Annotated in this window: 13 protein-coding genes and 1 tRNA gene; 6 read left to right on the forward strand and 8 right to left on the reverse strand. The window is 70.2% G+C overall.

What is annotated here, in order from left to right; all coding sequences use genetic code 11:
* Positions 1–36: 36 nt before the first annotated feature.
* The 3 genes from BLR68_RS09690 to BLR68_RS09700 all read right to left on the reverse strand — a co-directional run bounded on the left by BLR68_RS09690 (position 37) and on the right by BLR68_RS09700 (position 1,494).
* A tRNA-Ser gene (locus BLR68_RS09690) sits at positions 37–125 on the reverse strand.
* A 72-nt stretch (positions 126–197) separates the two neighbouring features.
* Positions 198–974, reverse strand: coding sequence for an isocitrate lyase/PEP mutase family protein (locus BLR68_RS09695; RefSeq protein ID WP_018187020.1), 777 nt, complete (start codon positions 972–974; stop codon positions 198–200).
* A 73-nt stretch (positions 975–1,047) separates the two neighbouring features.
* Entirely contained in the window at positions 1,048–1,494 is a 447-nt protein-coding gene (locus tag BLR68_RS09700) for an SRPBCC family protein (RefSeq protein ID WP_018187019.1), read from the reverse strand.
* A gap of 145 nt (positions 1,495–1,639) precedes the next feature.
* On the opposite strand from BLR68_RS09700, the gene BLR68_RS09705 reads away from it, so the two are divergent.
* Positions 1,640–2,437 carry a hypothetical protein gene (locus tag BLR68_RS09705; RefSeq protein ID WP_018187018.1) on the forward strand — a complete coding sequence of 266 codons (798 nt, stop codon included), beginning with the start codon at positions 1,640–1,642 and terminating at the stop codon, positions 2,435–2,437.
* A 4-nt stretch (positions 2,438–2,441) separates the two neighbouring features.
* Here BLR68_RS09705 and BLR68_RS09710 read toward each other — a convergent pair whose 3' ends face one another.
* Positions 2,442–2,960 carry a GNAT family N-acetyltransferase gene (locus tag BLR68_RS09710; protein WP_256335364.1) on the reverse strand — a complete coding sequence of 173 codons (519 nt, stop codon included), beginning with the start codon at positions 2,958–2,960 and terminating at the stop codon, positions 2,442–2,444.
* Between the two features lie 148 nt (positions 2,961–3,108).
* Here BLR68_RS09710 and BLR68_RS09715 point away from each other — a divergent pair, with 148 nt between their 5' ends.
* From BLR68_RS09715 to BLR68_RS09735, 5 genes are all read left to right on the forward strand, one after another.
* Positions 3,109–4,287, forward strand: coding sequence for an ROK family transcriptional regulator (locus BLR68_RS09715; protein WP_018187016.1), 1,179 nt, complete (start codon positions 3,109–3,111; stop codon positions 4,285–4,287).
* Between the two features lie 109 nt (positions 4,288–4,396).
* Positions 4,397–5,758 (forward strand): extracellular solute-binding protein, encoded by a 1,362-nt coding sequence (locus BLR68_RS09720; protein WP_018187015.1) that lies wholly within the window; start codon positions 4,397–4,399, stop codon positions 5,756–5,758.
* A gap of 4 nt (positions 5,759–5,762) precedes the next feature.
* Positions 5,763–6,707: a carbohydrate ABC transporter permease gene (locus tag BLR68_RS09725; protein ID WP_018187014.1), complete on the forward strand. Its 945-nt coding sequence runs from the start codon at positions 5,763–5,765 to the stop codon at positions 6,705–6,707.
* Complete coding sequence (locus BLR68_RS09730; protein ID WP_018187013.1) at positions 6,704–7,579, forward strand: carbohydrate ABC transporter permease; 876 nt, start codon at positions 6,704–6,706, stop codon at positions 7,577–7,579. Before BLR68_RS09725 ends, BLR68_RS09730 begins: the two co-directional genes overlap by 4 nt.
* A 45-nt stretch (positions 7,580–7,624) precedes the next feature.
* Positions 7,625–10,618 (forward strand): alpha-mannosidase, encoded by a 2,994-nt coding sequence (locus tag BLR68_RS09735; RefSeq protein ID WP_018187012.1) that lies wholly within the window; start codon positions 7,625–7,627, stop codon positions 10,616–10,618.
* A 6-nt stretch (positions 10,619–10,624) separates the two neighbouring features.
* Here BLR68_RS09735 and BLR68_RS09740 read toward each other — a convergent pair whose 3' ends face one another.
* The 4 genes from BLR68_RS09740 to BLR68_RS09755 are packed head-to-tail and all read right to left on the reverse strand — an operon-like array spanning position 10,625 to position 13,853.
* Positions 10,625–11,704, reverse strand: a complete 1,080-nt coding sequence (locus BLR68_RS09740) for a DNA glycosylase AlkZ-like family protein (RefSeq protein WP_018187011.1) — start codon at positions 11,702–11,704, stop codon at positions 10,625–10,627.
* A 32-nt stretch (positions 11,705–11,736) separates the two neighbouring features.
* On the reverse strand, positions 11,737–12,468 hold the full coding sequence (locus BLR68_RS09745) for a sulfurtransferase (protein WP_018187010.1): 732 nt from the start codon (positions 12,466–12,468) through the stop codon (positions 11,737–11,739).
* 41 nt (positions 12,469–12,509) lie between these two features.
* On the reverse strand, positions 12,510–13,448 hold the full coding sequence (locus BLR68_RS09750) for an aldo/keto reductase (RefSeq protein ID WP_018187009.1): 939 nt from the start codon (positions 13,446–13,448) through the stop codon (positions 12,510–12,512).
* A gap of 42 nt (positions 13,449–13,490) precedes the next feature.
* Complete coding sequence (locus BLR68_RS09755) at positions 13,491–13,853, reverse strand: winged helix-turn-helix transcriptional regulator (protein WP_018187008.1); 363 nt, start codon at positions 13,851–13,853, stop codon at positions 13,491–13,493.
* Positions 13,854–13,872: the final 19 nt, after the last annotated feature.

Consider the following 13,872-nt stretch of genomic DNA (forward strand, 5'->3'; position numbering starts at 1 on the left):
AAGCCCCGCACCATCAGGTGCGGGGCTTCGTTCCGGCGGAAGCGACAGGATTTGAACCTGCGAGACGAGTTACCCCGCCTACATGGATTCCAGCCATGCTCCTTCGGCCGCTCGGACACGCTTCCAACGGGAGAGCCTACCACGCAGGCTCCGCCCGCCCTGTCGAAGGTCGCGCTCCGGCATCCGTCCCGCTGCCGTCAGTTGAGAGCTCGGGTGCTGTCCGGGATCACGCCGTCCCGGTACAGATCGGCGGCGAGATCCTGGTACGCCGTCAACGCGACGCGCTGGGTGAGCGGGCCGTAGGAGATGCGGGCGACGCCGAGCTTCTCGTATTCGGCCGCGCGGAGGGCGCCGGGCAGTCCGATCACGCTGACCCGGCCGATGCCCTCGACCAGGCGGGCCGTGGTGTCGGCGTCGAGCGCTCCGGGCACGAAGACGACGTCGGCGCCCGCGTCGAGGAACGCGCGACCGCGCGCGATGGCATCGGCGATCGACTCCTCGAGCGGGCGGTCCCCTGCTCTGGCGATGGCGTCGGTGCGGGCGTTGAGCGCGAACGGGACACCCTCGGACTCGGCTGCCGCGACGGCGGCGGCGACCCGCGCGACGGCCTCGTCGAAGGGCCGGAGACGGTCTTCCATGTTGGCGCCGACGATGCCGACGCCGATCGCCCGGCGGATCGTGTCGCCGGTGTCCTCATACCCGTCGTCGAGGTCGGCCGACACGGGGACGTCGCCGGCGGCCTCGACGATCCGGCCCACCATGTCGAGCGTCGTCTCGAGGGGGATCGTGCCGTCGTCGTAGCCGAAGGATGCCGCGATCGAGTGGCCCGCGGTCGCGATCGCTCGTGTCTCGGGCAGAGCGAGCACGGCCTTCGCCGAGATGACGTCCCACACGTTGATGACGCGGAGGATCTCGGGGGCGGCGTGCAGGTCGCGAAGGCGGCGAGCGCGGCCTTCGAGGGAGAGAGTGGTCATGTTCCCACCGTGCCACGACGGCCCGGTGGAATGCACCACCGGGCCGTCGCGAGCAGCCGGACGCGCCGACCGCTCAGCCCACGTCGCCTCTCCAGGCACCGGTTTCAGCGCCGCGGGATTCGATGAATTCCTTGAACTTCTGCAGGTCCTTCTTGACCGCGTGGTCGTCGACGCCGATGGCGGCGCCGACGGTCTCGACGAAGCCCTCGGGCCTCCAGTCGAGCTGCACCGTGACGCGCGTCTCCGTGTCGCTCAGGCGGTGGAAGGTCACGACGCCGGCGTGATCCTCGTCGACGCTCTTCCACGCGACGCGCTCATCCGGATGCTGCTCCGTGATGTGCGCGGTGAACTCACGCTCCACGCCGCCGATCTTCACATTCCAGCGGTTCGTCGTGTCGTCGATCTGCGTGATCGACTGGACGTAGCTGAGGAAGTGGGGGAAGGACTCGAACTGGGTCCACTGGTTGTACGCGGTCGACACCGGCACACTGACATCGACCGTTTCGATGATGCTGGCCACGGTTCTCCTCTCGTCGCGATGTGCCGTCCATGATCGGCGGCGTTCCGGATGCCGCCCCAGGGGCTTGCGCCAGTGGCATCCGATTCGATAGACGGCCCGAGTAGGCTCGACGACGACTCCCGCCACGTCGACGCAAGGAGCTCCCGTGCGCACTCCCGTCCTGCCCCTGTCCATCGCGGCCGTGGCGGCGGTCCTCGCCCTGACGGGATGCACCGGGCCCGCCGAACCGGGCCCCACCGATCCGCCGTCGACGGCGACGACCACCCCGACGGAACCCGGCACGCCCTCGTCGACCCCCACGGCGGCTGCGCCGGTCGTCGAGAAGCCGGTCGAATGCGAGACCCTCGATCTCACCGCGACCACCGTCACCGGCGGAGACCTCGGCCCCTGCATCCAAGCGGTCCTCGTCCGCTACGACAGCGGCACGCTGACGATCTCGGGCGACGAACTGGCCGGGAAGATCGTCTACCACTACGACCCGATGTTCGAGTTCCGGGGCGAGCTGGAGAGCGGTGCCGGCCCGGCATCCATCAGCTTCGTCGACGGCGCGATGCTCCTCGACGACGGGGACGGACCGGTCGTCGCCGACGTGGACTCGGCGGATGTGTCGCAGCAGGAGGCCGGGTCGACGGCGGAGATCTACCGCGTATTCTCCGACCCCGGCTTCATGGGCGATCTGATCGGCGCCGGCGAGACGTGGCAGGTCTCCCCCGAGCCCGAGGACGTTGAGACGCCCGACGGCACCGTCGAGGCCTACCGGCTCGTGAGCGCGGCACCGTACACGTGGTACGACATCCCGGTCGAGTCCTACACCCTCTGGATCACGACCGAAGGACTGCCCGTGGCCGCCGAATCCACCACAGGGTTCCTCGGACGCACCGCGACGATCACGCAGAAGCTGTCAGGGCTGGGCGACCCGGTGACGATCTCGCCGCTGTCCTGACCCGTCAGCGCCGCGCGAGCGCGGCGAGCGCGTCGCCGGCCATCCGCTGCGTCGTCCACTCCTCCATGCCCTCGGCGCCGATCGAGCGATAGAAGCCGACGGCCGGCGCGTTCCAGTCGAGCACCGTCCATTCGAGCCGCGGGTAGCCGCGCTCGAGGGCGACGGCCGCCAGCGAACCCAGGAGCGCCGTGCCGTACCCGCGCCCGCGATCGGTCTCGTCGACGAACAGGTCCTCGAGCCAGATCCCGTGGCGTCCCGTCCAGGTCGAGAAGGTGAGGAACCACACCGCGATCGCCCGGATGCCGCCGTCCCGCTCGATCACGTGGGCGAACACCTTCGGGTCGTCGCCGAACAGCGCGGCGGTGAGGTCGCCGACCGTCGTGCGGACGGCATCCGGCTCCCGCTCATAGGCCGCGAGGGCGTGGATCGCGGCCAGGATGCCGGCTTCGTCGCCGGGCCGCGCGACGCGCAGCACAGCGCCGTCTTCGAGGGTGCGGGCGGCCAGAGGTGAGGGCGAGGACATGCCACGAATGTAGCGGGCCAGGCAGGGGATCGCCGGTCGCCGCGGGGCGCGCTACGCTCGATCAACCGCCCCTCGGAGCAAAGCAGGTTCACCCATGGCCAGACGCGGCGCAAATCAACCCAGCGTCGGTGGTTACAACGAAGCGGTCGTGCTGGACCAGATCCGTCGTTCGCACGGCCACAGCCGTGTCGAGCTGGCCGACACCACCGGCCTGTCCGCGCAGACCGTCTCGAACATCGTGCAGCGACTCCTCGACGCGGGGATCGTGGAAGAGGCGGGGCGCACCAGCTCCGGCCGGGGCAAGCCGCGCACGACCCTGCGCCTGGTCGGCAGCAGCCGCTACGCGATCGGCGTGCACCTCGATCCCGGTCTCATCACCGTCGTCGTCCTCGGGATCGACGGCGACGTCGTCAGCCGCCACGCGCGAGCGACCCCGACGGCGCAGGACCCCTCCGACACGGTCGACGTGCTCATCCAGGACATCGAGATGGTCCTCACCGAATCGGGCATCGACCGCACTCGCATCGTCGGCCTCGGCATCGCCGCCCCCGGTCCCATCGACGTGCACCGCGGCATCGTGCTGGATCCGCCCAACCTGGCGGGGTGGCACCGCGTGCCCCTGCGCGATGCGATCGCCGCGGCGACGGGCCTGCCCGTCGTGCTCGAGAAGGACGTCACCGCCGCCGCGGTGGCCGAGAAGTGGACGGACGAGGCCGACGGCGCGCAGAACTTCGCGTTCCTCTACCTCGGCACCGGTCTCGGCGTCGGCCTCGTCATCGGCGACGAGGTCGTCCGCGGCGGGTCGGGCAACGCAGGCGAGATCGGCCACATCGTCGTCGACCCGGACGGCCTTCCGTGCGCGTGCGGACTGCGCGGCTGCATCGCCGTCAGCTGCGCACCGCTCCCCCTGATCGAAGAGGCCGAGCGGCGCGGAGTCATCCCCGCCGAGCGCCCCGACGACCACCCGACCGGGGTGGACGCCGCGATGACCCGACTCGTGGCGCTGGCGGACGCGGGCGACGATGGTGCGGACGAGCTCTTGCGACGGTGCAGCGAGCACGTGGCGCGGGCCTTGGCCGTGGTGTCGAACCTGCTCGACGTCGACCGGATCGTGATGGGCGGACCGCTCTGGGACCGCGTCGGCCAGATGTTCACCGGCACGATCCCCGCCCGGCTCGACGAGCTGCGTGCGGCCCGGGGCGTGCACCCCGTGACGGTGTCCGGCACCGTCCTGGGATCGGACGTCGGAGCGATCGGAGCGGCCTGCCTGATCCTCGACGAGGCGCTCACCCCGCGGACGACGTCGCTGCTGGTTCCGTCGGCGTGATCCCAATCACGTCACGGTCTCCGGTGCGCCTTGACTCACGTAATTCCACCCATTTGACTTACGGGGTCCGGACATCGGGTACGGGCGTCATGGTCAGCAAGGGGGCCCCGTGAGAATTCGCACCGCCATCACGTCCATCGCTGCGGCAGCGGCTGCCGTCCTCGTGCTCGGGGGGTGTTCCGCGGATCCCGGCGCATCCGAGGGCGACACCGTGACGGTCGTGTACGTGAAGACGAACGCGTTCACCGCGATGGACACCCTCATGAAGACGGCGAAGAAGGAGTTCGAGGCATCCCACGACGGGATCACCGTCGACCTCGAGCCGATCACCGCGAGCGACGACGACTACAAGACACGTCTGCAGCTCTCGCTCGCCTCCCCCGACACGGCACCGGATGTGTTCTACGAGGACTCCTTCTCGGTCCGCAGCGACATCGAAGCGGGCTACCTGCTGGACCTCGACGACAAGGTCGGCGCGTGGAAGGACTGGGAGCAGTTCGACGAGAACGCCCGCACTGCCGGCGAAGGCGCCGACGGCAAGGTCTACGCGCTGCCCCTGGGCACCGACACCCGCGTGATCTGGTACAACAAGGACGTCCTCTCGAAGGCCGGCATCGCGCTGCCGTGGCAGCCCGAGAGCTGGGACGACATCCTCGCCGCTGCGGCGCAGATCAAGGAGAGCCAGCCCGACGCGGTGCCCTTCAACATGTACGCCGGAACCGGCACGGGCGAAGGCACCGTCATGCAGAGCTTCTACGAGCTGCTCTACGGCACTGGCGACGGGACCGGACTCTACGATGACGAGGCCGGCAAGTGGGTCGTCGGCTCTCAGGGCTTCGTCGACTCGCTGACCTTCCTGCAGACCCTCTACGACGAGGGCTATGCCGTCAGCCCCGACAAGGCGCTCGACCCCAACGTGTGGCAGTCGGTCTTCGGAGACATGTTCCCGAAGGCCACCCTCGGCGCGACGGTCGAAGGGTCGTACACGCCCTCGTTCTGGGCGGAGGGCGGCGACTTCGCGTGGCCCGAATACGCCGACAAGATGGGCGTCGCGCTGTTCCCGACACAGGACGGTCAGGAGCCGGGAGGCGTGAGCATGTCGGGCGGGTGGACGCTCGCGGCCTCGGCCCAGACCGACGTCCCCGACCTCGCGTTCGAGTTCATGACGACGGTCGTCAACAAGAAGAACGCGCTCTGGTACGCCGTCAACAACTCCCAGATCGCCGTCCGAAAGGACGTGGCCGCGGACCCGGAGTACCTCGAGGCGAATCCGTTCGTGAAGGCGGTGACGGATGCCGTCTCGGTCACCCACTTCCGCCCCGCCAACAGCGACTACCCGCAGATCTCCGTCGCAGCCCAGGAGGCCACGGAAGCCGTCATCACCGGACAGCAGTCCCCCGCCGAGGCAGCCGCCGCATACGACGACGCCGTCCGCAAGATCGCCGGCGACGACGGAGTCGTCACCGGGTGAGCGTATGACGACGACCCTCGCACCGCCCCCCGACCCGGCCGTGCCCGCCCGCCGGCGCGCGCGCACGCGGGTCGGGTCGCGTGCGACACCGGCACGAGCCGTTCCCCTGCTGCCCGCCGTCGGCCTGCTCCTGGTCTTCCTGGCCGGTCCGATCGTGTGGGCCGTGGCGGGCTCCCTGACCGATCGCGCCCTCACCGGGGTGAGCGCGGCGAAACCGGAGTTCGTCGGCCTCGACAACTTCACGCGTCTGTTCGCCGATCCGGTCCTGCCCCTGTCGGTCCTGCTGACCGTCGTGTTCGTCGTGGGGTCGGCGATCATCGGACAGAACGTCCTCGGGATGCTGCTCGCCGTCCTCTTCCGCGCCGGGAGCCGGGCCGTCGCCGGCACCGTCGGTGTGGTCGTCGTGACCGCCTGGGTCCTGCCCGAGATCGTCGCGGCGTTCGTCAGCTACGCGTTCCTCTCGGCCGACGGCACGCTCAACGGAGTGCTGTCGCTCGTCGGCATCCAGGGCCCGAACTGGCTGTACTCGCTGCCGCTGCTCGCCATCATCCTGGCCAACACCTGGCGCGGCACGGCGTTCTCGATGATGATCTACCGCGCGGCCCTCGACGACGTGCCGCCCGAGGTGACCGAGTCGGCCATGATCGACGGCGCCGGCACCTGGAAGCGACTCCGGTTCATCACCCTCCCCATGATCTCGGGCACGATCTTCACGAACCTGCTCCTGACGACCCTGCAGACCCTGTCGGTGTTCACCCTCATCTGGGTGATGACCAAGGGCGGCCCCGGCGACCTGTCGTCTACGCTGCCGGTGTTCGCCTACTCCCAGGCGTTCTCGTTCGGCGACATCGGCTACGGCAATGCGATCGCGATCGTCATGCTGGCCCTCGGCGCGGTGTTCTCGCTCGCGTACGTCGTCTCGCTCCGTCGACGGGGCGGCGTCGGGTGAGCGCCGCGACCGCGACGCGCCGACCGCGGCGGGCGCCGAGCGTGGCCTCGCCGCGCCGTCGTGCCACCCGGTTCTGGGCGAACCTCGTCCTCATCGTCATCGGCCTGCTGTTCGCCGCGCCTCTCGCGTGGGTCATCCTGGCTTCGATCGACTCCGCGGCGACCTACCGGGTCGCCTGGCCGGCACAACCGACGCTCGACAACTTCACCGACGTCCTGACGCCGGAACTCACGCTGCGCCCTCTCGTCAACAGCCTGCTGCTGTCGACGGGAGCAGCCGTCGTGACCGTCGTGACGGCCGTCCTCGCCGCCTATCCGCTGTCGCGCTACCGGTCCCGCTTCAACGGGCCGTTCCTCTACTCGGTGCTCTTCGCGAGCTGCCTGCCGATCACGGCGATCATGGTGCCGGTCTACAGCCTGTTCGTGCAGCTGCGCCTCATCAACCAACCGTGGGCGGTGACGCTCTTCCTCGCGGCCAGCGCACTGCCGATGGCGCTGTGGATGACGAAGAACTTCATGGACTCCGTCCCGGTCAGCTTGGAGGAAGCCGCCTGGGTCGACGGCGCCAGCGCGATGCGGGCCCTGTTCACGGTCGTCGTCCCCCTCATGCGGCCCGCTCTCAGCGTCGTCTTCGTGTTCGTCTTCCTGCAGGCGTGGGGCAACTTCTTCGTCCCCTTCGTGCTGCTCCTGACCCCCGACTGGCAACCCGCCGCCGTGTCGATCTACGCCTTCTTCGGGCAGTACGGCGCCGTCGCCTACGGCCGTCTCGCCGCCTACTCGCTTCTGTACTCGGTCCCCGTCCTCGGTCTCTACCTGATCGTCACCCGCGGTCTCGGGGGGTCGTTCGCGCTCTCGGGTGCCGTCAAGGGCTGACCAGCACAGCCCCTCCTCCCGCCGCCTCTCTTCCGAAGGAACCCCATGCACCGCAACGACCGCCTGGCCCTGCAGCGCATCGACCGACTCGCCGGCGACCGCCTGCCGCCCGCCCTCTACCGCGAGACCGCTCCGCTCACGATCACCGCGTGGGAGGTGCCGGGCGAGCCCGTCCCGTTCGCCGAGGCGATCCGGCAGACGTACGATCCGGTGTCGGTGGGCGTGGCCTGGGGACGTCCGTGGGGCACGGTGTGGTTCCACGTGACCGGGAGCGTCCCGGCATCCTGGCGGGGGTCGAGCGGGACGCGTCCCGAACTCGTCGTCGACCTCGGGTTCGACGCGTCCGGTCCCGGCTTCCAGGCCGAGGCGCTCGTCTTCCGCCCGGACGGCTCGATCGTCAAAGCCATCGAGCCGCGGAACGCCTCGGTCCCCGTCGAGGGCGACGAGGTCGACCTCTGGATCGAGGCCGCCGGCAACCCCAGCGTCGCCGGCACCTTCACGTTCGCGGCCACCCCGCTCGGCGACCGGCGGACCGCGGGAGACGAGCCCATCTACCGGCTGCGTCGGCTGGAGCTCGGCCTTCTCGATGAGACCGTGTGGGAGCTGCAGCAGGACATCTGGACGCTCCGCGGTCTCGTCGACCAGCTCGAGCCGAACCGCACGCGTCATGCCCGTGTCCTCGCCGCCCTCGGCCGCGCCGTCGACGCCGTCGACCCCGACGACGTCACGGGCACCGCCGAGGCGGGGCGGGCCGAGCTGCGCGCGGTGCTCGCGGCCCCGGCATCCGCCTCGTCGCATCAGCTGACCGCGGTCGGTCACGCGCACATCGACTCGGCCTGGCTCTGGCCCATCCGCGAGACGGTGCGCAAGGTCGCCCGCACCTTCTCGAACGTCCTCGACCTCATCCGCACCGAGGACGACTTCGTCTTCGCCGCGTCGTCCGCCCAGCAGTACGCCTGGATGAAGGAGCACTACCCCGAGCTGTTCGGACGGATGAAGGATGCCGTCGCCGCCGGACGCTTCGCCCCGGTCGGGGGCATGTGGGTCGAATCCGACACGAACATGCCGGGCTCCGAAGCCCTCGCCCGCCAGTTCGTCGAAGGCAAGCGGTTCTTCCTCGAGGAGTTCGGCGTCGAGCCGCTCGAGGTGTGGCTGCCGGACTCGTTCGGCTACTCCGCGGCACTCCCCCAGATCATCCGGGCCGCCGGGTCGCGGTGGTTCCTCACGCAGAAGATCTCGTGGAACGAGACCAACCGGATGCCGCACCACACCTTCCTCTGGGAAGGCATCGACGGGACCCGCGTGTTCACGCATTTCCCTCCGGTCGACACGTACAACTCCGAGCTGTCGGCCGCGGAACTCGCCCTCGCCGAACGCCAGTTCGCCGAGAAGGCGGATGCCTCGCACTCCCTCGTCCCGTTCGGGTGGGGCGACGGCGGTGGCGGGCCCACCCGCGAGATGATCGCCGCCGCGCGCCGTACGGCCGACCTCGAGGGGTCGCCGCGCGTGCACCTCGGATCACCGTCGCAGTTCTTCTCCGAGGCCGAGGCCGAGTACAGCGACCCGCCGGTGTGGTCGGGCGAGCTGTACCTCGAATACCACCGGGGCACCTACAGCGCCCAGGCGCGCACCAAGCGGGGCAACCGCCGCAGCGAGCACCTGCTCCGCGCGGCAGAGCTGTGGGCGACACTCGACACCGTCCGCACCGGAGCCGCCTACCCCGCCGAGCGCCTGCGCTCGCTGTGGCAGACGGTGCTCCTGCACCAGTTCCACGACATCCTGCCCGGCACGTCGATCGCCTGGGTGCACCAGGAGGCCGAGGCGACCTACGCACGCGTCGCGGCCGAGCTTCAGGAGATCATCGACACCGCCCTGCGCTCGCTGACCGGCGAGGGCGATCGACAGCTGACCGCGAACGCGGCGCCGATGTCGTTGGCGGGCGCGCCGGCGCTCGCGGTCGCGGACGAGGCATCCGTCCTGCCCGTGGTCCCGGAGCCTGACGGTGACGGGTGGGCGTTCCGGCACGAGCGGTTCCACTGGGCGATCGACGCGCGGGGGCTCGTCGTGGGCGCGGTCGACCTCACGACGGGCCGCGAGCTCATCGACCCGGCCTTCCCGGGCGGCGTGCTGCAGCTGTTCCGCGACACCCCTCGCGAATGGGACGCCTGGAACATCGACGCCGAGGACGGCGCCCTCGGGACGACCCTCACGGATGCGGATGAGGTCGTCGTCGACGGTGCGGACCTCGTCGTGCGGCGGCGCTTCGGCGCGTCGGAACTCGAGCAGCGCTACCGCGTCGACCCGTTCTCGGGCGCCCTCGAGATCGCCCTGCGCCTCGAGTGGCGGGAGCGGCAGAAGATGCTCAAGATCGCCTTCCCGCTGCGGGTGCGCGGCGAACGCACGGAGTCCGAGATCCAGTTCGGTCACCTCTCGCGCCCCGTCCACGCGAACACGACGTGGGATGCCGCGAAGTTCGAGACCGTGGCGCACCGGTGGATCCGCGTCGTCGAGGGCGACTACGGCGTCGCGGTGGCGAACGACTCCTCGTACGGCCACGACGTGCAGCGCGCACCCGGCCCCGACGGCGGAGCCCGGACGGTCGCGCGCGTGACACTCGTGCGCGCGCCCCTGTTCCCCGACCCCGAGGCAGACCAGGGCGCGCACGAGTTCCGACTCTCCGTCCTGCCCGCCGCGACCGTTGCGGGTGCGATCGGCGAGGGCCTCCGCCTCAACCTGCCTCCCTTCGCGGTGCAGGGTGCGGGCGAGGTCGCGCCGCTGCTCACGGTCGACGACCCCGGTGTGATCGTCGAGGCGGTCAAGCTGGCGGACGACGGCTCCGGAGACGTCATCGTGCGTCTTTACGAAGCGCTCGGCTCGGCACGGTCGGCGCAGCTGACGGCGGGCTTCGAGACCTCGACGGTCACGCAGACCGACCTGCTCGAGCGCGGGATCGAACCGACCGCGCTCCGCGCGTCATCGGGGACGGTCCGGCTCGACCTGTCGCCGTTCCAGCTCGTCACGCTGCGTCTGGCGCGCTGACCCGGATCACTCCAGCCCGCGGACCGGGACCCCGAGCCACTCGCCGAGGTCCCGGATCTCGGCGTGCACCATCTCGCGCTCGTCCTCATCGATCGGGGCGAGCTCGTGGACGGCGGCGACCACGAGGGTCTCCTTCTTCTTGTCGAGCGCCGCGTCGAGGAGGCCGACGAAACGATCGCCGACGAGGATCGGATGCGCGAAGTAGCCGTAGACCCGCTGGTGCTTCGGCTTGAACTGCTCGAGGACGAAGGTGAAGTCGAACAGTTCGGTCAGCCGCGGCCGGTCGAAGAGCATCCGGTCGTACGGGTTGAGGATCGCCGCACGGCCTCCGGGATCGTCGTCGAGCGCCGCGATCGCTTCGGGGTCGACGCGCCAGCGCCATGAGCTCCCCTCCACCTCGGCCTCGTCGCCGGCCGTGCCGACGCCCGACCAGGACGATTTCTGCCGTGCGATGCCGAGCGCCTGCAGGCGGCGGCCCGCGAGCACCTCTTCGGCGTCGGTGGGGCTCATCGCGGCATCCGTCCCCGCATAGACCCGCTCGGGCAGGTCCCACACCCGCTGGCGTCCGACTCGCCCGCTGATCGCGACGTCGCCGAGGTACGACAGGAGTTCCAGCATCCGCGGCACCTGGTTCGCCCCGTACCAGCCGCTCTCGTTCTTCGCCTGGACCGCGCTCGTGTCGGGGATCTCCGACGCCTGCAGCGGGCCGTCGCGGTCGAGGCGCCGCAGGATCTCGGCACGGAAGTCGGCGTTCGCATCGAGGTACTGTCGCGTCGCGCCGCCCAGCCTGCGTGTCGGCATGATCGCCCGGAGCGCGGGGAGGAGGGATGCCGGGCGGAAGTGCCCGTCGTACTCGAACAGCAGGCGGTCCGTCTCCACGGCTTTGGACAGCTGTCCCGGCTCGTACGCCCAGCCGATGCGCGACCAACAGATCGACTGCTCGCTGGGGGCGATGACGGCCGTCGGGTCGATCTTGATCGCGGCGATCTGCTCGGCGACCTCGACGACGTCGCCGGGCCGGTCGGCGTCGAGCAGCTGCGCGCGCACCGCGATGCGGCGGGCCTCGTCCCTCGTGAGCCGGTGCATGGGATGAGGCTAGCCCCGACCTCCGACGCGGGTCAGCCCGTGGGCTGCAGCGACGCGTCGACGGTGCGGCGCTCGTCGAAGACGAAGCAGTCGCCCTCGAACCCGTCGGCGCCGACATGCTCGAAGTAGCCGAGGATGCCGCCCTCGAGCTGGCGGGCGTCGATCCCTTCCTCGCGGAGGACGAGCGCAGCCTTCTCGCACCGGATGCCGCCGGTGCAGAAGCCGACGACCGTCTTGCCGACGAGCTGGTCGCGGTGGGCCGAGGCGGCTTCGGGGAACTCGGTGAACTTCTCGATCCGCCAGTCGAGCGCGCCCGAGAAGGTGCCGTGGTCGACCTCGAACGCATTACGGGTATCGAGCAGAACGACCTCGCGCCCGTCGTCGTCGACCCCCGCGTCGAGCCAGCGTCGGAGCGTCGTCGGGTCCACGGCGGGGGCTCGACCGACTTCGGGTCGGATCGCGGGACGATCCATCCGGATGATCTCGCGCTTGTGCTTGACGAGCATCTTGCGGAACGGCTGCTCGTCCGACCAGCTCTCCTTCGTCGTGAGCGCGGCGAAGCGCTCGTCCTCACGGAGCTCGTCGACGAATCCGTGGACGTCCTCGGCCGGTCCTGCCAGGAAGAGGTTGATGCCCTCCTCCGCGAGAAGGATCGTGCCGCGGAGTCCCCGAGCCTCCGTGCGCTCCTTCAGCACAGGACGCAGCGACGCGGGGTCGGCGATGTGCGTGAAGAGGTAGGCGGAGATGTTCAGGACGGATGCCACCCCACCAGGGTAATCGCGGGGCGGCATCCGTCCTTCGGAACTCAGCCGACGAACGGGGCGGAAGCCGCGTCGAGGGCGGCGACCTCGTCGGCGGTGAGGTCGATCGTCGCGCCGGCGATGAGAGCGTCGACCTGGTCGACCCGCGACGCCGACGCGATGGGGACGGTGCCCTTTGCGCGCAGCCAGGCGAGGGCGACGGATGCCGGTGCGACGTCGTGCGCCGCTGCGACGTCGTCGAGCGCCGAGAGCACGGCGAGTCCGTCGGGGGTCGCGTAGGCCGCGGCCGATCCGGCACGCGGCGAGGACTGACCCGACGCGTCGGTGGAGCGGTACTTGCCCGTGAGGAACCCGCTGGCCAGGGCCGAGTACGGGACGACCGTGAGGCCGAGCTCCTCGGCGACGGGCTTCACGTCGCGCTCGATCGCGCGGTCGACGAGGTTGTACCGGGGCTGGGTGACGATCGGCTCCGCGACGCCCTGTTCGCGGGCCAGGCGCACCCACTCACGGGTGTTCTCGGCGGAGAAGTTCGAGATCGCCGGGTAGCGGATGAGGCCGTCGGAGACGAGCGCACCGAACGCCGCCACGGTCTCTTCCAGCGGGGTCTCGTCGTCCTCTGCGTGGGCGTAGTAGACGTCGATCGTGTCGACGCCGAGCCGCGTGAGCGACGCCTCGGCTCCGGCCCGCACGTTGGCCGCCGACAGACCGGGGAACTCGGGGTGCTTCGAGACCTTCGTGGCGATCACGACGCCGGACGGTCGTCGCGCGGCGATCCACTCGCCGAGGATCTTCTCGCTCTCGCCGCCGGAGTTGCCCGGCGCCCAGGCGCTGTAGACGTCCGCCGTGTCGACGAAGTCGCCGCCGGCAGCGGCGAAGGCGTCGAGGACGGCGAAGGAGGTGTCGCGGTCCGCCGTCCATCCGAAGACGTTGCCGCCGAAGGACAGGGGGAACACGGTCAGGTCGCTCGTACCGAGAACAGTCATGGTCACGATCCTGACACGATGACGGATGCCCGGGGCCCGACCTCAGCGACGGACGATGTCGTCTGCGTTCACCTGGATCCACGTCATGAGCGGCATGACGCGCTCCATCAGCTCGACGCCTCGGGGGGTCAGGGAATACTCGACCCGAGGCGGGACCTCGGGGTACGACGTGCGCGCGACCAGGCCGTCGGCGGCGAGGGTGCGGAGGGTCGTGGCGAGCATCTTCTCGCTGATGCCGTCGACGCTGCGACGCAGTTCACCCCAGCGAAGCGTGCCGTCGGTGAGCGAGAGGAGGACGAGGATGCCCCATTTGCTCGTGATGTGGTCGAGCACGGTGCGCGTGGGGCAGGCCTCCGTGAAGACCCCCGGAGACTCCTGCTGCATCTGCGCGTAACTGACAGACATGTCAGCAGCTTACCTGAAA

Source organism: Microbacterium sp. 77mftsu3.1, from assembly GCF_900100525.1.
Lineage (GTDB): Bacteria > Actinomycetota > Actinomycetes > Actinomycetales > Microbacteriaceae > Microbacterium > Microbacterium aquilitoris.

Excerpts from the sequence above, each read along its gene's own strand:
- BLR68_RS09695 (WP_018187020.1), bottom strand. The coding sequence starts at position 974 with ATGACCACTCTCTCCCTCGAAGGCCGCGCTCGCCGCCTTCGCGACCTG.
- BLR68_RS09710 (WP_256335364.1), bottom strand. The coding sequence starts at position 2,960 with ATGTCCTCGCCCTCACCTCTGGCCGCCCGCACCCTCGAAGACGGCGCT.
- BLR68_RS09725 (WP_018187014.1), top strand. The coding sequence starts at position 5,763 with ATGACGACGACCCTCGCACCGCCCCCCGACCCGGCCGTGCCCGCCCGC.
- BLR68_RS09735 (WP_018187012.1), top strand. The coding sequence starts at position 7,625 with ATGCACCGCAACGACCGCCTGGCCCTGCAGCGCATCGACCGACTCGCC.
- BLR68_RS09740 (WP_018187011.1), bottom strand. The coding sequence starts at position 11,704 with ATGCACCGGCTCACGAGGGACGAGGCCCGCCGCATCGCGGTGCGCGCG.
- BLR68_RS09750 (WP_018187009.1), bottom strand. The coding sequence starts at position 13,448 with ATGACTGTTCTCGGTACGAGCGACCTGACCGTGTTCCCCCTGTCCTTC.
- BLR68_RS09755 (WP_018187008.1), bottom strand. The coding sequence starts at position 13,853 with ATGTCTGTCAGTTACGCGCAGATGCAGCAGGAGTCTCCGGGGGTCTTC.